This is a genomic window from Wolbachia endosymbiont (group B) of Aricia artaxerxes, from assembly GCF_964026975.1.
Lineage (GTDB): Bacteria > Pseudomonadota > Alphaproteobacteria > Rickettsiales > Anaplasmataceae > Wolbachia.
Window position 1 is genome coordinate 462,702 of sequence record NZ_OZ034718.1, and the last position, 21,537, is coordinate 484,238.

6 protein-coding genes and 3 pseudogenes are annotated in these 21,537 nt (G+C 32.2%); 4 read left to right on the forward strand and 5 right to left on the reverse strand.

What is annotated here, in order from left to right; translation table 11 throughout:
* Positions 1–80: 80 nt before the first annotated feature.
* Positions 81–1,520, reverse strand: coding sequence for a hypothetical protein (locus AAGE00_RS02210; RefSeq protein WP_230609244.1), 1,440 nt, complete (start codon positions 1,518–1,520; stop codon positions 81–83).
* Positions 1,521–2,670: 1,150 nt separating this feature from the next.
* Here AAGE00_RS02210 and AAGE00_RS02215 point away from each other — a divergent pair.
* Complete coding sequence (locus AAGE00_RS02215; RefSeq protein WP_341815318.1) at positions 2,671–8,580, forward strand: ankyrin repeat domain-containing protein; 5,910 nt, start codon at positions 2,671–2,673, stop codon at positions 8,578–8,580.
* A gap of 263 nt (positions 8,581–8,843) precedes the next feature.
* Positions 8,844–16,628 carry a tetratricopeptide repeat protein gene (locus AAGE00_RS02220; RefSeq protein ID WP_341815319.1) on the forward strand — a complete coding sequence of 2,595 codons (7,785 nt, stop codon included), beginning with the start codon at positions 8,844–8,846 and terminating at the stop codon, positions 16,626–16,628.
* Between the two features lie 29 nt (positions 16,629–16,657).
* Here AAGE00_RS02220 and AAGE00_RS02225 read toward each other — a convergent pair whose 3' ends face one another.
* The gene (locus AAGE00_RS02225; RefSeq protein WP_341815149.1) at positions 16,658–17,617 is read right to left on the reverse strand and encodes an IS5 family transposase; all 960 of its coding nucleotides are present in this window, start codon (positions 17,615–17,617) and stop codon (positions 16,658–16,660) included.
* A 132-nt stretch (positions 17,618–17,749) separates the two neighbouring features.
* Positions 17,750–18,559: pseudogene (locus AAGE00_RS02230) on the reverse strand (IS982 family transposase).
* 97 nt (positions 18,560–18,656) lie between these two features.
* On the opposite strand from AAGE00_RS02230, the pseudogene AAGE00_RS02235 reads away from it, so the two are divergent.
* A pseudogene (locus tag AAGE00_RS02235) lies at positions 18,657–18,830 on the forward strand (transposase); the annotation flags it as partial.
* Between the two features lie 510 nt (positions 18,831–19,340).
* Here the strand turns inward: AAGE00_RS02235 and AAGE00_RS02240 are convergent.
* Both AAGE00_RS02240 and AAGE00_RS02245 read right to left on the reverse strand, forming a co-directional pair.
* Positions 19,341–19,610 (reverse strand): hypothetical protein, encoded by a 270-nt coding sequence (locus AAGE00_RS02240; RefSeq protein WP_019236515.1) that lies wholly within the window; start codon positions 19,608–19,610, stop codon positions 19,341–19,343.
* A gap of 407 nt (positions 19,611–20,017) precedes the next feature.
* Positions 20,018–20,230: a hypothetical protein gene (locus AAGE00_RS02245; RefSeq protein WP_230440375.1), complete on the reverse strand. Its 213-nt coding sequence runs from the start codon at positions 20,228–20,230 to the stop codon at positions 20,018–20,020.
* A gap of 722 nt (positions 20,231–20,952) precedes the next feature.
* Between AAGE00_RS02245 and AAGE00_RS02250 the strand changes: the two are divergent.
* Positions 20,953–21,447, forward strand: a pseudogene (locus tag AAGE00_RS02250) (ankyrin repeat domain-containing protein).
* The last annotated feature ends 90 nt before the right edge of the window (positions 21,448–21,537 follow it).

Genomic DNA, 21,537 nt, shown 5'->3' on the forward strand with positions numbered 1-21,537 from the left:
ATCTTTTTACTACTTATGTCGTTTGTTAAGTTTTTATGGTGAGTAATATAAGATCTTTAGACAATCAAGCAGTTTAGCATTTACCCTACAGTACGGCTTGTTGTCTGTTTTGAATTTGTTACTATCTCACACCAACTATTTTTTTTCTTTTCATTAGATAAGGTAATTTTTTCAGAAGATTGACGTAGTGTTTCATGTTTTTCAAAATATCCTCGTTTAATCGCATCATGTACTGAATATCCACCAAGTAAGCAATTTTCTCCTATTTCTTCCTTATCTTTTAATTGATCAAGTTTCTTCTTGTCATCGTCACTTATCTTTACTTCAATTTTATTGTTGTCTTTATCACTAGAACGTAGATGAATACTAATCTTTCCTACTTCAGTAGTAAAAGACATTTCAATGCCACCTTCTAAAACGTCTGTATAATTTCTTTTTCCTCCTACATTTTCAACTCTTACTATACTCTTTCCAACATGAAATATATGATGTCTAAAACTTAAATCTTTCACTTTTGGATTATTTATAACTTTTGCAACCTCAACAGTGCTATCTTGCGAATATTTTACATAAAAATATCCATTATCCATTTCTACGTGTAAAGCTTTGCCTTGGGCACTACTGTTTATAATACCTTCATCTGCTACGCTTTTTAGCTTGTTATCGATTTCTTCACGTTCTGCAAAAATCTCATAACTGAACCCATAAGTTGCATACAATAACTTATCATCATAAAAGGAACTGCATTTTACTCTTCCACCTTTTAATAGTAAATTACTCATGATATTGCGTATAATACCTATATTTTTATCATCTGATACACCCTCGTAGGCAGGAATATCTCTTATTCCCTTAGAAACTAAACTTGTTATAGTCTCACTATCGTCTGATAAACTCTCATAAGGTGGTAATCCCTTATGCTGTCGTATTCTATCAGGGATATTTCTTATTTCCTTAAAAATTAAACTTGTTATAGTATACTTATCATCGTTATATTTTGAATTGAGTCTTATCCCTTTTTGCAAATATTTATTTGTTATGCACTCTATACGCTCTAAAGCAGTGTTTGTAAAATTTTCATGCTTATCCCTATAACCTTGATCATTTTTTGTTACTACATCTTTTAACTCTTTACGAAATTCATCAATTAGACTTCTCTCACTTTCAGTCAGTAGTAGATCTAACTTAATTAAAGCAGAGTCTCTTGGACTAATAGGGTAATTTTTCCAATATAAATCACTATCATCAGTTTCACTCTGATACGACAATGTATGTTTTACACATGTGTCAACAGCCTCCCTAGTTTCATGTCTCTGATCAAGGTCATAACATTCCGAACGATTACTTATTCCTTGAACAAACAAACTATAATCATCTAAATCTGTTATGTCATCTTCAGGCGTTGGTCCCTCATTGCTATTACACTCAATTTTTGAATGCCATGGCTCAGTATTTAATTCCTCTCCTAGCTTTTGTTCACTGATAGATTCTACAACATATTTTACTGACTCTGTATCCATACTACCTCCTAGCCTAGATATAGAATATATTATGTACAATATATAATATTGGTCAAGCTAATTTCAACACAATCTTTTTACTACTCATATTTTTGTTAAGTTTTTATGGTGAGTAACAATGGAGTATGTAGATAGGTTAAAAGTTGCTTATGACTGCAAATTTGAGCTAATTTTACTATAGATTAAAATAGTTAAGACCTATATTTGATATCACTATTATTAAGAGCGTGATGGATTATGCTTTAAAGGAGTACGGAAACTGCTGAAGTTTTTACAGCAAACCTGTATGGAGCAACTTCAGCAGAATAAACAAACACATGCCAGTATTAGTAGAGAATTATTTATAAGTCAATTAACTTTTTCAAAAAATATTTTAGTGAAGATACCATGCTAGCTAGTGTTATAAACAATTCAATTGTTTACTCCTTCAAAAAAGATCGTATATTTTTGAGAACAAGTTGCGTAAAAATAAGGTTATAAAAATAGAAGATTTAAATTATTTCCATAAGCTTAGGCAAAACAGTTCGTATGTATATATGGATAAAATGGGCTAATATGGCTAGTTTTAGCGTATAGCAAAGTCAGAATACAAAAAAGTTCGTATGTATCGCGCGGTAGTCCAACGCATCCCAAAACAAACTCTTCTCTCACTAGCTAGTTTTGGGTTCTGGAAATGGCTGTGTCGTTTAGGTTTTTAGTGATGTGTGAGATTAAGTGGGTATTAATTTATTTAAAAGTAGAAAGGATCAGTTAGTACATTAAAGTAAAAAAATAGAAGTATTTTTGCAAGCACTGGCTTTAGTTTTAAAAAAATATTAAAACATGAAAAAAGTTCTTGTTCTGCTAGATTTCTTTAGCTATAGTCGAGTTTAACATAATAAATACATGGGGTATTGAGTCAGATGCATTGTATTATGTACATCATTCAGAAAGCAATCCTGGCTTTTTTAAGAATATATCTAGTTTAGTAAGAAATCAAAAGAAAAGCACACTGTTACTCAGCAATCAAAGTTACTTGAAATTAACTTAAGGTTTCTACAGCAAATTGTTTTGGTACAGCTGTATAAGAATCAAATGTTGAAACCAATCTTTAGAAAAGAGGTTTACGACAAAATCATCAAAATATGAATATTAAAATATAGGGGGCTTTATGTTAGGTAAAGAAAATACAAAGGAACAAGTAATAGATAATCAATCTAGGTTAATAAGAATGCAAAAAGAAGACACACTACTATCTAGCAGTCAGCAAATATTAAAGCTGCCAGAAGGTTTTACAATAGGAAAAGCAATTGGAGGAGGAGATTGTTTCTTTGATGCAGTTGCACAGGGACTTAGACAGCTTAGGCCTGGCATGGAATTTACTGTTAAGTCTTTACGTCAGGTTTGTAAGAAGCTAACTTTAAATGATCAACAATTAAGAAAGCAAGTTATACAGGATGCTAGAAAGCTTGAGGGTTATGGAGTAATACTTCCGCAGCCTGGTATTAATGATGATGAATTATGGAGTGCTTACTTGGATAGCATAGAATATACTGTTGAAGATATAGAAAAAATGAAGAGCACAAATCTACCCTTGCATCAAGCATTAACTGGCTCAAAGTATGGAAGTACATTACAAGCTCCTATATGGGGTAGGGTTGAGATTGAGGGAAGGCTAATTTGTAAAAAGTATAATGTCAAGCTACATGTTATAGAGAGCAATCCATGGTATACTAATGATAATCAACAAGAGCCTTTTTTGCATCAATTAATAGATGATTCAGGTTTAAGAAATATAGGTGGATATGATAAAGTTGATTATAACGATGGTAGTATCTTGCATATAATAAATGGAGGATATTCTCATTTTGAGCCAATACTCAGAAAGGAAGTTCAGCAACCATTACCTTATTCTGACCTAACTCAAGTTCAGAGTATGTTGAAAGAACTGTCCTTGGAGCAAATATATGAAGAACTTATTAATACTATAGAGGACTGTAGTCTTTTAGAAATGGAAAAGCTTGAAAAGCTAAAAGTTTTTTTTAGAGCACATCCAAGGTTGGATGTTAATTGTCAGGTTAATCAACGTGGTGATACACTGTTACATATTGCTGTTTGTAATGACGAGTTAGAAATTATCAGGTTTCTATTGAGAAAAAGAGCTAACGCTAATATTTTAAACATGGAGGGTAAGACTTCCATAGACATCGCTAGAAGTAATAACAGGAAGGGTATTGCTAAGATACTGCAACCACTTGTTTCGTATAAAAGAATTGATGTTCCAGGAGATGGTAGTTGCCTATTTTGGTCTGTTGCTTTAGCTTATTTAACTCCTGTAAAATTTGACAATAATAAATTCTGCAAGAGATTTTACCAATTATTTGGAGACGGCCATGATGTACAAACAATCCAAAGGCTAATCCAAGGTGATGTACATATTTGCCAAAATGATATGCTAAGGTGGTTAGTAGAGAAAATATTTCGTGAAAGAGTTGTTGAAAAAATGCGTTCGTTTCAAGAGGAATTGAAAGACGAGATTAGTATGATAGACTTTTTTGAGAGTAAAAATGAAGGTTATATAACAAATGGTAGCTTTAAAGAAAAATTTCTTTCTGATTTTGGCTCTGAAATTGAAGTTAAGCAGCAGTATGGAATCGAGTCTAGTAAACTCCAGCCTAGCCACTTCAATAGTAATGCAGTAGATGACATTTGTATTGAGCTTGAGAAGATACATAACCCTAAAAAGGTTCGTAAATTTCAATTTGAAGCATATTTAGAATGTATGAGGAGTCCTAAAGCTTGGGGTGGTACATATGAGATAAAAGCAATGTCCCAGCTATTAGAAACTGCAATAACAGTATGTAAGGAAAATTCATCCGAAACTTATGGTAAACAAAGAGAATGTCATAATAATGAAATACGCTTGTTTTATAAAAATAGGAATCACTGTCAATTTTACCAAACAGAATATTCAGATTTAGTAAAGTTTGTTCAGAGCTTTGTACAATCATTTGAAATGAAGCTTATTATATATTCTACATTTGGAGAGATGATAAGAAGGAAAAAAGAAGTGCTTCCACAAGAAGTAATTAACAAAGATTTCGTACGAAGCATCTTTGGATTTTCAGTATGTAGAGGTGTAAGGACAATAGGTGGTGAGAGAGCATATAGGAGCAGAAGTTTTTCTTGTCTATCAGATTTAATAGAAATGTTTGACAGTTGTAAGCTCATTTTTAGGAAAGTGTTAGTAGATGCTGGGTGTGATATTTTTCAAAGCTTTGAAGCACAACTTGAGAAAATTGGTTTTGATCAAGTTTCAAGTGTAGTAGAGGATATTGTGGATAAGATAATTCAATATTATATTCAAAAAGAATATGATAGGAGTGTAGATGGTGCAAGCATAGTTGAAGCTCTTGTTCTAGATAAATATTCACAGAAAATACATGGTAAAGTGGCACAGTATGGAAAGAGGAGTTATAATATCATAGATCTGTATGAAAATATTGGAATTGTAACGGGGAAAGAAGACTCTCTTATCTATTATGAAAAAAGAGATAAATCTAGTCAGTATGGTTATCGTCGTCTTTTTATATGTGAGAAGTTGAGAAAAGTGTATGATGAAGTAAAAACTACAAGTACGGAATTTGAGGATTACGTATATACTTTAGATCAACAAAGCTTTGTAAACACTGTGGAAGAGGTGTTCTCTATTGTTAATGAAGAGATTCAAATACCAAGTAGAGGAAAATGGAATAATCTTGTCGAACAGGTTAGATCACACATTGAGAAAGAAGCAGAGTCTTTATTTAAGGAAATTAAGTTTCTTCATAGAAAAAGAAAAACAAGCCTACTCTGTCGTCAAGAATCTTTAATCACAGCAGAAAAAAGAAAGCCCATTAGTGCTCGAGATACGGCAGCAAGCATAAAGCGGCTAAAAAAATCTGAAAAAAATCTTGAATATATGTCTTTAGTAAAAGACAGTCTAGTAAAGTTACAAGATTTAGCTTATTATTCTAAGCTAGAAAAAATATTTAAAAGCCATACTGAGGAAATTTTTCAAGAGTATAAGAAATCCTTTGAATTACATTATAATGACACAAAAAAAACTGATGGATTTCAGCTTAGTATAAAGGGAATTAATCAATCTTTCTTTTCTATAAAAAGATTTAAATCTAAATTGAAGAAACAGAAGCTTAAAGATGTGTGTCCCGCAGTAGATGACTTTACAGGAAGGCAAGAGCAAGTAAAAAGGATATGTCAAGAACTGCAAAAGGAAAAAGGAGCAGTGGTAGTAATAACTGGTAAATATGGCATGGGCAAAACTCAACTGGCTAGAAAGTGTGCTGAGGAAAGTAGAGAAAGTTATAGCCATATCTATGAGATAGAAGACAGTAACATGTTACCTATAGAGAGGCGTTTTTCTTCTTTAACCAAAAGGAAATTAGGTATATATATGGAAGAAAAAAAATCACTAATAGGAAGTAAAAAATGTCTAATTATTTGTCATAATGCTAAAAGAGAAGACATAGAAGAGGTTCTAGAGGTAGAGGATCGAGTAGGTTTTGATTTTTTATTCACTTTTCCTGATCAGCCTTGTAAAGGCGTAGTAGAAGTCGCTTTGGATGCTTTTGAAGAAGATCAAGCTGTACAACTTACTAAAAGAATTTTAGGAATAGTAGATAAATCACAAGACGAACAAATAAAAGTATTTGTAAAAAGGCTTGAAGGTTTTCCATTAGCTATAAAGCTAGCAGCAGCTTATATTAGAAATAGTAAGTTAAGTAATTCAAAAGAAGCATTTGGAATTCATGAATATTTAATAAAATATGAAGATCTTGATCAGGTAATTCCAAAAAATAATAAGCAGGACAAATATGATAGGGTTTTATTAGTAACAACAGGCATTTCCATGGAGGTAATGGAAAAGAAAAATGGTGGAGTACCTTTTAGGTGTTTGAAAGTTATGGCTCATTTGGGTAATAGCTACATTGACCCTGATATGTTTTTAGTTTTGGTTGAACTAGAGTCTACTTTCAAATTGATGGAAAATTATTCTCTGCTTGATATAGAAATGATAGGCAGAAAAAAAATGTATGTTATACATGAATCGATAAAAGAAGCCATACGTTCGCAAATCGCTGAAGATCAAAAGGAGGATATACTGCTAACTGCTGTGGAAATATTTGAAGATGAATTTAGCAATTTGTTGGAAAAAACTGATACTTTGCATCTTATAGCCTTAGTCGATTACCTTGGAAACTATAACACTTTTAAAGAAGAAGAGCCTTTTGTGATTAGATCTATCACACGTTTACATTTAGAGGGCGAGTATAAGGAAGTTGTCAGGCTTTCAACAAGAATATTGCCGATTATTGAATCTTCAACGGAAAATTCTTTAAAAATTAGATATTTACGTGCCCTTGCGTTAGTTGCATTAGAAGATTGTTCAGGGTTAAAAGAGCTTTTTGAACTCAGAAAAAGCAGCTACAGGGGTTATTTTGAGCAAATGCTTCTAGATCATTTTATAGTTATTACTTACACCATAGAGGAGAAGTATGATTGTGCATTAGATTATTTACGAAGTTGTGCTTCTCTACTTTCTGTCAGTGATAACTTATCAAGTAGATTGGCAACTCTATCAATTGATTTGGCTAGAGTATTTGTAATGAAGGAAGAGTATCTATGTGCATTTACAGTATTGTACTACGTTGAACATTTTAAAGTAGAATTTAATTCTACGGGAAAAGATAATTTCTATCAAGATTTTTTTAAAAACCATGACTTATTGTATTTTTCATACCTCAAATACACCCGGACCTTAGGAAAACTTTATAGCATTCAAGATGAAAAATACTTCTATCTTACAACAACATCGCCACATATCAACTTACATAAATTGAATTCATCGATTTTACAAGAATGTTTATTTGATATTCTAAAATACCAAAAGCAAAGTCCTTTCATACTTAGAAGTCCTTTTATTGAAAAAATGATAAGTATGAAAGATAAAAGAAATCTATTAGATGAAGTGTTAACGGAGTTCAACAACTTGATTAGCTCAGGTGAGTTGTATGAAAGCAATCATATAGGTTTTTATAAAAATCTTATACAATTATCTGTTGGGTATGCCTATCTTGGAAAAAAAGGGGCATCACAAGAACTTAAAAACATGCAAGAGTTACAGGAGAGAAGAATAGGGTTAAATCATCTTGGTACTACACAAAAAATGTCTACTGAAAGTGAAAGAAAAAAATGTTTAGAAAAGGAAATAGAGAAAAAATCATTTCTTCCACAATCCAAAGTAATTGATTTTGCTGTTGGTAATACTTTATATGAAGATAGTGTAAATCTATATTGTAGAAACAGTATAAGCTTTTTACACTATGTTGTCACTGCTAGCTCAGATATTATTGAATACCTTACAGATAAATGGGCTAATATGAATCTAAAATTCAGTAGTCTCTTAAATATTATTCCTAGCCTTTTAGAGCGAGGAGCTTGCATAAATCTACAAGATAAGCGTGGTAGGGGGGTTCTGCACTATGCTGTTATTGCTGGTCACCTAAATATTGTTAAATACTTTGTAGAAAAAGGAGCTAATGTAAATCTACAGGATAGAAATGGTGTTAGTCCTCTACAATACGCTGTTATCGCTGGTCGCTTAGATATTATTGAATACCTTTTAGAGCAAGGGGCTACTATGAATCTAGAATACAAAGATCTTTTGCGTTATTGTATTGCTATTCATGACCAAAATGTTAAAGCGCAATCAATTATGTCCTCAGGCCCTTGTTCTTCAGACTTAAAAGTGCAATCACATAGAAAACAACAGAAGACAACTATACATTTAGGTAAGTCTAAGAAAAGAAGATTAGAAAATACAAGTGCAATATCTAAGGAAAATACGCCGAATATACAACTGCTTCAAGATAACGTATCAGACACATCAATGCAATTTGAAGATCTTGATCATAGAATGCAAGGTGACATTTGTAATAAGTTAGAGGAAAAAGTTAATAGTCAATTGGAAAATAGTGACTCACAGCAGTTAGTTGACAATAGGTACTGGTGCATGCAATAAAATGAAGGAGCATAAGTGATAAGGTATCCGTACCTTCATTTAACAGAATGGCGCTAGATCAACACATTCCAAGAAAAACACTTCTCACGTCTCTTGATTTTGAGCGCTGGAAATGGTTATTTTATTGTCCCAAACTTGGGACAATAAAATAGCCTAAAGATACAATATCTATAAAAGTTACTTGTATTATCGATTTCATTTACTAATATATAATAAAATCTAATATGATCTTAAATTTAAATATAAAATAAGTAATTAACTTTATGGTGAAGGTAATAGATTATCTCAGGACAGATTCACAAGCAGTTAAGTTAGATAGGGAAGAAAAATCTTTTCAATTTAAAAATAGAATAAGACGTCAATATAACCCTAATGATATTAATATTGCCAAGTTGTTTCTTGCGATACGTGAGCATAGAACGGATAATCCTCAGCTAAATAAGATTAGTGAAATTGAAGGGTTACTTACTCAAGTAGAAAATATTAATGATATTGATCTCAATGATGGTGGTAATACACCACTACATGTTGCTGTAAGCAAAAATCATCAAGACATTGTTGAACTTCTTTTGAATGTGTCTGGTATAGACCCAAATATTAAAAATAATCAAGGTAAAACTCCACTAGATATTGCTAAGCAACAAAATAAGGGAGAGATTATTAGGACTCTAGAAGAACATTTAAAAAAATTTTCTGATCAAGTAAAAGGACTTTCTGCACAGGAGGAGGAAGTACATGAAAAGCTAAGAAAGTTTGTTGAAGATTTTGTTTTTATTTATGAACGCTCTTTATCAGAGTACTATAAGAGACTAGAAAATCAAAGAGGAAAGCAAGGTAAATGGGCTGATTTTGTTAATATGATAATATATATAGGAAAAGGTGGAACAGAACAAGGAGAAGCGGAATCAAAAGTAATTCCTCTTATTGGAATTAACATTCTTCGAGCAACAATATCCAGCATTGGTAGTAGTTATAATAGAGCAGAGCTTAAAAAGCTGATAGATCAATTGTATATATTTAAAAAGGATCCAATCAAAGTCAGGGAAGAGTTAGTAAAATCTGGTATTGAAATCTTTCAAAGTTTTGAGAGCCAATTTATACAAGTAACAGCAGAAGGAAGTTGGCGGAGAGCAATGACAAAATTAGCAGAAGATGCTGTGAATAGAGTGGTTGATTACTATAGAAAAAATACTGAAAAAGAGCTTTGTGCTTCCTCAATTACTGAGGGTATTATTTTTGGAAAATCAAAAAGATATAAACAAACCTACACTGGTGTTCCTCATATTAAGCTAGGACATACTTTAGAAAGTAAAAATTCATGGAATACTGCAGAAATATTTGATAAAGCGGGATTAGTAACGATAAAGAGCGATGGTCGTGCTGATAAATACTATAGGAGAATAGACGGAAAGAGTGATACTAGCAAATATGGCTATCGTCTTCTTTTGAAGTGGGAGTTGGAAAATAAAATAAAAAAATTCATGAAAGAATACAGTGAAGAAAATCCTCCCAGAGAAGAGTATAGGTATGTTTTAAAGTCAGATGGGAAAACAAATGAAGAATGGGAAGATGAATTATTGAATGAGATTAATAAGCAAGATCCGAAGTTAGTCGAAGAGAGGTTACTAAGCAAATTCAAAGGAGAAATGGAACAGGAAGCTGAAAAAAACTTCAATGAATTAGAGGATTATATAGGTAAGAATTTTAATGAGTTATCAGGTTACATAGAAAGTAATCAAAATGAGATTAAGGGAGTCTTTGATGAATTAATGAGTCAATATCAGGAAGCCAGTAGGCAACGTCACAAGATAGCAGATTCTATTGTAGAAGGAAGGAAAGAAAGTGAAAAAAGTTTCGAGAAAATAGATAAAAAGCTTGATAAGATATATGATGCAGTTGTAGCAAGAGAGCAAGTAAGAAAGCCTATTTGGTTTAATGTGAAAAAGCCAGTAATTTTGTTTGCTGGAAGAAGGGAAGAGTTAATTGACCTACATAATAAGATACAACTTAATTCAGAAAAAGTAACAGTAATATCACAAATAACCTCAATTAGCGGTTTAGGAGGAATAGGAAAAACTGAGTTAGCTAGACAATATGTTCAAGAATATAGTAAAGATTGTTATGACAACGTTATATGGATCAATGCTGAAAGTGAGATAGCTCTTGTTGAATCATTTACTCGATTAGCGAAGGATAAGCTAAAAATTGATACAAAAGATGCAAATGGAAAAGAAAAGGATATAAGATCTATCGTAGAAGAAGTTTACAATTTTTTTAGTAATAGTAAAAGCTTGTTTATTTTTGATGATGCCGAGAAAAGTAATTATTTGAATAAGTTTTTACCAATTCATGATTCATTACCGGGTGGTAATGGACCTTATATTTTAATTACTTCTCGTAATCGAGAGTGGGAAAGGGGGATAGAAGTTATTAATCTGAACGAATTAAAGTCAGAAGAAGCGATAGAATTTGTAAAAAAGGGCTTGATTATAGAAGATGAATCTCAAAATGAAAAGATAAAAGCTTTGGTAGAGAAATTACAACACTTTCCTTTAGCTATACAGCAAGCAATATCATATATTGAAGATCAAAGAGTTACTAGAAAATTTGATATAGATGATTACCTAAAGGAATATGAGAAAAAAGCGAAAGATTTGCTTAATTATGAAGGATTTAGAGGAATTGATAATAACTATGCAAAAACAACTTTCACAACTTGGAAGATTACAACCGATAAGATAGCAAGCAATGAAAAGCATGGAAATTTAGCTTTAAGGATTCTTGATGTTATCTCTTATCTTGCACCTGACAATATTAGTAGAGAATTCTTTTTAGATTTGACAGGAAATAATGAAGAGGAATTAAGGTCTGCTGTTCGTTTACTTATAAAATATTCTATGGTTAATGGTGAACAAGAGCAAGGTGTGTTGAGTATTCATAAATTAGTTCAAGAAGTGACAAAAATAGCGTTGGTAGAGAAAGGTAAGAATAAGGAAGTTATGAAAGAGACTTTCGAGCTACTCAGAGCAAGTTTTCCTTATAATGGTGATAAATTAGAAGACTATTTAAAGAAACGAGAATTATTACCGCACTTAGAGGCATTTTTATCACGTATAGATAGTTGGTTAAAAAAGAACCCTCAAGATAAAGAAAAAATAGAAAAGGATTATCTTGAAAATTTGTTGACATGGATGAGTGATGGGTATTTTAATTTGGGTAATCCCAAAAGAGAAAAGGAGTTGCTAGAAAGGGTTTTGCCTATTTTAGAAAAGCATTACGGAGAAGATCATTTTGAAGTATTTAAAAGACTAGTAAATCTAAGCAACAGTTATCTAGTTTTAGGTGATTACCAAAGAGCAAAAGATTTGCTAGAAAGAGCTTTAAAAATTGAAAAGCAAGATTATGAAGAAGAGCGTTTTCAATTAGTTAGAACACTGGTAAATCTGAGTATCAGCTATCGAGCTTTAGATGATTATCAGACAGCGAAAGAGTTACTAGAAAGGGCCTTTCCCATTTTAGAGAATCATTATCGGGAGGATCGTTCTTCATTAGCTCAAGTACTAATAAACCTGAGTATTGCTTATGGATCTTTAGGTGATTATGAAAGAGCGAAAAAGTCAATAGAAAGAGTATTCTCTATTTTAGGTGACAATTATGAAGAAGAGCACTTTGAGTCAGCTAAAATGTTAGTAAATCTTAGTATTGCTTGTAGAGGTTTTGGTGATTATCAGACAGCAAAAGAGTTACTAGAAAGGGCACTACCTATTTTAGAAAATTATTATGGAGAAGATCATTTTCAGGTAGCTATAGCTAAAACAAATCAAGGTATCACTTATATAGCTTTAGATGATTATGGAAGAGCAGAAGAGTTGCTAGAAAGAGCTTTGCCTATTTTAGAGAATCATTATGGAGAAAATCATGTTGAAGTAGCTAAAATATTAGTAAATTTAAGTACCATCTATAGATACTTTGATAATTATCAAGGAGCAAAAGAGTTGCTAGAGAGAGCTTTACCTATTTTAGAGAAGCACTATGGGGAAGAGCATTTTGAAATAGGTATGGTTCTGGAAAGTTTAGGCACTGATTATATAGCCTTAGGTGATAATCAGGAAGCAAAAGAGGTGCTAGAAAGAGCTTTATCTATTTTAGAGAAATATCATGAAAGAGATCATGTTGAAGTAAGTAAAATATTAGTAAATTTGAGTATCGCCTATAGAGGTTTAGGTGATACTCAGGGAGTAAAAAAGTTGCTAGAAAGGGCTTTACCTATTTTAGAGAAGCATTATGGAGAAAATCATTTTGAAGTAGCTATAGCCTTAGAAGATTTAGCTATTGCCGATGGAGCTTTAGGTAATGTTCAGAGAGCAAAAGATTTACTAGAAAGGGCTTCTGCAATATATCAAAGGAGTAAAGTTGAAGAATGTTTGCCGAGTACGAGTTCATTAAGGAACAGAAGAGAAGCAAAAATTGGGAAATGTGAACTGTCTTGGGAAGACGTAGATGAATTCAATACAGAAAAAGATGAGAAAAGAGATTTTAGTAAAATTAAAATAGATAGTAAAAAGTTTATTGACTATATAAAAGATATACCAGAAGAAAAACGTTCTCAGCTAATTGAGCTAGCAGGTAAAGTTGAAGTTACAGGTGAGTTTCATGATTTAATCAATAAGCTTACCAGTAATCAGAAGGTTATGAATCATTTAAATAGAGTAAAAAAAATCTCTAGCATAACTATGCATGGAATGATGGCTAAAAATATTTTAGCTGATTTTTTAAACAGAGATTATCAGGGTGTAGCGATTAATGTTGGCTTTATTGCCGGTGGTCAAGGATTTGCTAAAGTTGCTGAAGTTGCATCTCGTAAAGGATTAAATTTACTCTCAGAAGGAAAAGCATTACTCGGTAAATCTTTAAGAGTAGCATCTTCTTTTCTTGCTCGTGGTACTTCTACCTTTGTTGTTTATGATCTGGTAAATCAGGTAGAAGCATTTAGAAACGGTACGGAAGAAGAATTAGTTGGCGTAGTAGGAGATAGTATTTACCTAGGTGTTAATACTGCAGAGATTGGCATCGAAGTTGCTGAAGGTTTTGAAATATTAGAAGGAATATCAAGTGTTACTGGACTAATTGGAGCAGAAATTGGAGATGTAGTATTTATTGGTACTGATGTTTACATGGCAGTAAAGAGAGTTGATAAGATTGATCAATTGATTCACTTAAGTGGAAGAGAAAAATTTATTGAAGGATTGCGTGCATTTATAGGTATGCAACCTGAACAATATATAGAAGAATTAATAGAAGAAAAACAACTTTACAACCAATTAGTTAAGCAAGGATTTGAGTATTTGAAGCAGCATAATGATATTCAAAGTTATGTATTCCCTACTGGTCAATCAGTTGTTAGTTCTTGTCGTCAGGTGCCATACCAAGTGCTTCAGTGTGATGGCGCTGGATTTGGAGAATTATGCATGAGAAGAATTAATGTTACACTTTACACTGAAGAATGCAAAGTTAAGTTTAAGATAGACTTAGACAGTAAAGTACTGCTTGATGGAAAAGGAACCGATATAAAATGGAGTAGAGCAAGGCCGAATAATCCAAGTGGTGGAAAATTGTTTTGTTTCTCGCAGGGAAATGACGAACCTGCTCCAAATTATGGGTCATATTTATGCGAAAATGCGATTGGTTTATCTAATAACAAGATAGAAGGATATAATCTAATTAATTTAGGAGAAGGTGAAGATTATGCCAGGGGATTTAAGGATAGTCCGAACGTATTTGTAGTGAATGATGGGTCTAAAGAATATTATGGGGGAAATAAGAATGATATCTTTGTTTTACAGGGAGATCTGATAGAAGGGTCCTTGTACGGAGAAGATGGAATTGATACCTTAGATCTGACTGGATTTGCTCAAGAAGCTGTGAGTGTGAATGTGTATTTAAATACAAATATTGGCACTATTGTGTACAACAGATATGGTTATTCTGGATTTCAAATTAATTCAGTAGAAAGAGTGCTTGGTAGAAAAGCTAAGGCAGATCATATATTTAGTGCATGTGAAACTAAATTCTTGGATGGTAATGGTGGTAAGGAAGATCAACTTGATTATTTGGAAATAAAAGATAATAACTGTGTCTATGATATACAAGTAATAGTTAGAAATTACACTGAAGTAAATAATCTAGCACTCAAAGGTAACTTTAACTATATTGTACCATTTCAAAAAGGTAGTGCATCTGTTAAATTACTTGCTAATTTCGAAAATAACCATAGGTTTATATTCGACTACTTGCTTGCTGATATTCAGAGTATTGATATTAAAGATCACAATAGTATAAAGTTCGATTTTTCCTCAAAAGTTGCAAATAGTAACTTTAGTATATCTATCTCATATAACATAATGAACAATATAATCTATCAATTAAAAGACAGTGCTGAAATAAAAGTAGGTAAGGAAAGAAACTTGTATGCAATACAGAATACTAATAAAACTATTGATGAAATTATAGAAAGTTACCCAGCTATAGCAAATAAACTCAATATGACTATCGCTGTTCAAGATGGTGATGAATCTATACTTGTTGGCTATGGGAAGTGTGAGGTAATTTACAATAATCCAATCTATAACAGTCACTTAATTGGAAATGGTGGTAAAAACATATACGTAATTACTATAGCCTCAGGTGAGCAAAGATATGAACATAATATTTTTTCTATGCCACAAATAAACATCTACAATCCTGATCAAGCAAGTTCTATAGATACGTTAGATTTACGTAACGTGATAAAAATAATACAAGATGATTTGAAAATACATATTAATCTGCCAAGAATTTTTCAAGATGGAAATGATTTGCTAGTTAGGTTAGAAGCAGAAATGGGACAAAGTTTTTTATTAGAAGTGCTAACAGTAAGATTAAAAGACGGTTTGGATTGGTATGAAAATCTTCATATTATCTCAGATAGTGCGCCTATGAAAATAAGTTCTGAATTAGAATTAAAGCCACTACCTTTGATCTTTGAAAAGGATAAAGAAATTATTGTGGTAACGGGTCAAGATGTGGAGAAAGATGCTGAGCTTATCACGCCTAGAAAAGGAGGAAACAATACGTTTGTTCGTAGTAATGGTCATGATCTAATAATAACTAATGCTTTTGATTCGACTATTACTAAAGATGATTTTTGCAGTATTACACTTAGTAAATTCTATAAAACACCTAAGATGAAAACGTTATCAATAAAATTTACTGATAAAGAGATAGTGTTAAAAGATTATGAGAAAGAAATAAGTACAGCAAGAGACGTTAATGTTGTGAAAAAAGAATATAAGGATCAAGTGTACGATGATGTGTTTACAGAAGTCATGTTATCTGATCAACCTCATAGACATAGGCAGCACATTAGAAACCGTAGAATGGTGAGTAGCAGTGCAAAACCATCTTCGTGGATAAATCATTTATTTGGTTGGGTAAAAAGCTCTGTGAGTGGGTTATTAGATTCGAGAGCTGCTCTACCTGAAACTTCAGCAAATTATTCTAATACATCTGGTACTAGCCAATTTAGTAGTGAAGTTTGTATCAGTAACAATTTTGGTTTAGGATTCTTCTTATTACAAAGTTTCCTAGATAAAAAATATCCTCTTCCTAAGTTTTGTTCTGCTACTCATGAAGAAGTGCTGGCTGATACACTTAATATAATGGAAGAATTTAAAAAGACACTTAAAAAAACAGCTAAACAATCTGGTGTATCAGTGAAAGGTTTTGACTTTTTTAAAGTGTATTCAGATATAGCAGGTCATGTAAGGAACGAAAGATATTCTAAAATACCAAGTACATTATATTCAGCCGCAGAAGAAGCCTATCCGGAAAATGAGAAGTTTTTGAGTATTTTAAAAGGCAATATTGAAAAGATGTTTGATAAGCAGCAGATAGTTAATGGTGGATATCAACCTAATGACATTGCTGATAATAAACCTAGAAGCTATTTTAATAACACAACAGTGGACAAAAAGCTACAAACCCCAGTTATGGATGGCTTTGTTGCATAGCACTGATAGGCATGTAAATCACAGTGAATTTACGCAGCTAATTTAAATTCAGCCATACCTATATCAGTAAATTTGTTCAATAAGTAGCACTTAATTAACAGCTCTTTTTCACGATTTACCTCTGATTTATTTTTCAAGCCAAACCCAAATATTTGCTTCAACCTATAGAAAAAGACTTCAATATAAGACCGTGCTCCATACTTAACTTTTTTCTTCCATTCATTAATACCATCTTCATAATTCTCATATGACCTAATTCTACTAATATACTTGTTTCTTTCTGATAAGTAGTCAGCTAAACAAATTTTAGTATCCTTCCTAGGGCGAATAATAGGCACAATATTGTATTTTCTGCATTCTTTATACACACTTTTTATATCATAAGCCGCATCTGCTCGAATAGAACAAATGTTATATTTATCACTGACTTCTTCTAACATATCGCAGACCGGCAAATAGTCTACAGCAACACCACTAGTGTAGTTCATGCTTATTGCTTTCTTATCATTTATGTTTAAAACAACATGTAATTTTCTTACTTGACCATAACCACTGTATTTTCTTTTTCGAATATTAAGCTTACTATGCCCACCGTTATTATTGTAGATACTAACTCTAGTGCTATCTACGGCAATTTCAACATTTTCCAGATCATCTTTATTGCTTCTATGGTCATCAATCTTCAAATTAAGCTTTTTAAATCTTCTGGAAGCTTGTGTATAGCTGATAATCTTAAGTTTTTTGCCTATTTGTACCATATAACCTTTTACAAAACCTACAGCTTGTCTCAAGCCAATTCTAAAAAGATGAACTATTATGTGTATTAAAATTACAACTTTATCACTATAAGTGTTATTGCCACCTGCAACTTTTGGACTATTTTCATACCAATTTTCTATGGCTTGATTAACAAAATGAAAAACATTTCCTCTTTTTTTGAGAAACTCGTTATATTCTCTTTGGTTACTTACTCTCATTTTTTGTGGCATAAGTTGTACTTGTTTGAAAAATGCCTATTTTACAACAAAATTCGTTAGTAGCCATATATTAAAAAGCTTTTCTTCTTACAATAACCTCAACCAACACTAGCTATGCAACAAAGCCGTTATGGATTATCCGAGTCAATAAAGCTTAGAAATAGAGGACTTTTTCGACTGCATGGAATACGAAACTAATGTTGAAAAAGTATGTACCAAAAAATTTATGGGGGATCTGTGCCGAAGCTCAAATTTATTTTTCAAACAACCAAAAACTGTCTCAATAATCAATTTTTCTCAATAGAATCTTCTCTTTTAAAGAAATCAGTGCGTTTTTCATGCCTTTTTTCACTTGAGTGACGAGTTTTAGACCTCTATCGAAGAGTTTCTCAAAGAGGTCCTTCTTCTTTATCTCTGAACAAAAGTCCTGTCAATTTTTTAGTCAAATTTGGTGTAGGTTTTCTGTCGTCAACGCTGCCTTTAGTTAGCGTAATAACTTGAACTTCGACTATTTCATTGATTACCAGATGCAATTTAAAACCGAACATAGGTAGTCTTTCCTATATTTGCCAACTCTTTGAAAACTTTATTTTTTGCGATCCTTTTTGTGTGGCAAACAGCGATTGCAGTTGTATCAATATAGAGTGATTTTTGCTTGCTCGCAGAACCACTGCAAAAGCATTGCCAAATACCATAAAACCCTGAGTTTTAGAGCAACAAATCTATGATACGAAGGGAGTTTTGAAAACTCAGAACTGTACAATAATTTAAGATAACTCAAGTAAAAAAACTTGAAATTTTTGCACAGCGATTGTGGTAAAGTAAGATTATAGTAAGTATTTCTGGCACGGTAATTTCAGGTATTCTTTTTGTTTTTTTGCCACTTGATAGAAGCTTTTCTGAAAGTTTTTCATCAGCAATGTGACAAAAATCTTCTATAAAACAGTAAAATATCTTTCTTCATGGATAACCTCTTAATTTTTGCTAAAATACCTGAGTTTACCCTATTCCTCTCTTTATTAATTCTACTTTCTAATCCATAACTGGGGTTAATAAGATTACTGAACTTGCTAAAGGAGTTGGTGCAGAAATTTTATATCTACCTCCTTATTCTCCAGATTTTAACAAAATTGAGCATAATTGGTTTGCTATAGAAAATAGAATTAGGAAAAACATTCCTCTATTCACATCTTTTCGTCATGCTGTCGATTCTTACTTCTTATGATTTTTTTGGACTATTATGGGAAGGGCTATATTTTAACAGTTTTAAAGCTGAAATAAAGAATATAGGTGTAACCACCGAAAAAGACTTTTTCTTATCAAAAAAACACCGTAAAACCCCATCCTTCAGGGCGGGGATATAAGGCGGAAGCGGGTGTTGACACCGAATATGCACAAAAGCATAATAGATTTAGCGGCAGGGCATGCCGTGTTGTGCCTGTGGAGGGGATAGTGCATTTAGCCTCCCGATGAAGCAGGAACCCACCGAGATGATTCAGACTTCGGTCTGAACGTGGTAGGAATCCTTGCCCTTTAGGGCGGGGAGGATGTCAACACACGAAGGCACCTCCCCTTCCTTTTTAATAAAAAATATCTATATACCTATTATAATATACGTAAATGTATATTATGCAAAATATAAGCAAGGTTATGCGCTGCTTAAACTTCTCTAATTAGTGACACTCAACTATAAGAGTAGCTTGCATAGCAAAGAAGATACTAAGTATCTTCTTTTTTATAGTTTCATTAGATTTAGATCTGATGACAACTCAGATAAATCGTTCAGCCCTTCCTGGAGCTGAGACGTAATAGAATTTAATTGATCACTAAATTTTACATCCTGTTCAAAGCTCCAATCACTTTCCCTACATTTACTAATGCATGCACTACGTAGTTCGTTATTATCCTGATGACTTTTAGGACATGCGCGTATGCAATGGTAATATTGTTCATACGCTTCTTCTCTAGTATTATACGCAGCAGCACTTTTTGTATTACTTTTCATAATATTCTCCTTAATTAAAAAACTAGTATAATATTAACATGTAACTATGAATTTTATACTAAATATAGTACATCTTCTTTTCAGAACAACATAAAAAATCAAACTACCCATACCCTCTCCTAGCATTTGGTTAACCAGCAATCATTTATCGCTCTGCCGTAAGAAGTGTAGCCACTGCCAAGTATAGCCCTTCCCAGGTTTTGTTGAATGGCAAGGAATAAGGAGGAGTAATGAAAGGAATTTACGAGGCAAATTTGAAAATAGGCATACCTATATCAGTAAAGTTATTAATAAAATAGCATTTTAAAAGCACCTCTTGAGAGCGATTTACCTCAGATTTATTCTTAAAACTAAATCCAAATGTTTTTTTGAGCCTCAGGAAAAAACTCTCGATACGTGAACGTATTTCATACCTTGTCTTCTTTTTCCAGTGGGTAAGTTTTCCTTATACTAATGTTGTTGTTTCTTTCTGATAGATAATCTATATTGCTGCAGATTTTTGCATTTTTTCTTGGCTTTATGATGGGTTTCAAATTGTATTGATTGCACAACTTATATAAATTATCTGTATCATAAGTTCCATCTGCACGCAGAGACTTAATCTTATAGATATCACCCATTTCCTTTAGTATTTTAGATGCTATCATGTGAAAGAAAATTAGTATATCGAACTGCTATTGCCTTTTTGCTGTTTACGTCCAAAGCAACATATAGCTTTCTTATTTGATCTGTACCATTATACTTCCTTATCTTGGCGTTATCTTTGTTATGTTGAGTACTGTTACTATAAATATGCATTACAGTACTATCTATAGCAATTTCAATATTCTCTATGTCATTTTTATCTGTTCTGTGGTCACATAGTTTCAAATTAAGTTTGACGAGAAGCTTGTGAATACTTGGAGATTCTTCACTATACTTTGTAAATATCCTTTTATAAATCCAACTGCTTGCCTTAAGCCTATTCCAAATAGATTAACGACTATACGTACTGCAATAACAACCTTATCGCTATAAATCTCCAGGAATTTTTTCTGAACTTTCGTACCAGTTTTCTATAGCTTCATCGATAAAATGAAAGACATTTCCTCTTTTTTCTAAAAATTGATTATACTCTTTAATGATTACTGACCTTCATCTTCTTTGGCATATACTCTACACAATGTTCATTTCTTAATAAAGTAACCACTTTCTTTAGATTTTCTCCCTTTTTTCTCCCATCTCTACTCGCTATGCAACAAAGCCAACTCAGGTTACCTTACTATGTTGTCATCATCTTTGAGTAAGTAATGTTAATAAAAAATGAGTAAATGATCTATTTAATATTAAAAAGATGTTGAATATGGATAAATTGAGTCAAGATACAAAAAAAAAGCTGCATTTTTGGTGGCTTATAACATTAATAGTATGTATTATTGCTACCTATTACTACATGAAGTCAAAAGCTGCAGATAATTATAAAACGATATTACGCATTGCTTCTCAAAATTGTAACTTAGAAACTGTAAAATTCTCAGTAAAAAATTTATTAGATACTGATACACACATGCCTAAGTTAACTGCGTTACATTATGCTGCAGAAGGGGATATTTAGAGATAGTTAGGTTTTTAATAGATGAGGGAGTTAACGTAAACATTATTAACAAGTATGTAAGCACAGCACTACATAATGTTGCATATTATGGTGATTTAAGGATTATCAAATTTTTGCTAGAAAAAGGCGCTAATCCTAACATTATAAACGATGATGGAAAAACCTAGAAATGTAGCTGTGTTAAGGTCAAGGCATAACAAAGATAAGCCCTACGATCAAATATTCAACCACTATGGATTTTAATCCATAGTGGTTGAATGCTGAATGACTTTAAGTTTAAAATTGAGAAAGTAGTTGTTATATATATCAGCAAGTATGAGTTAAATTTGTATT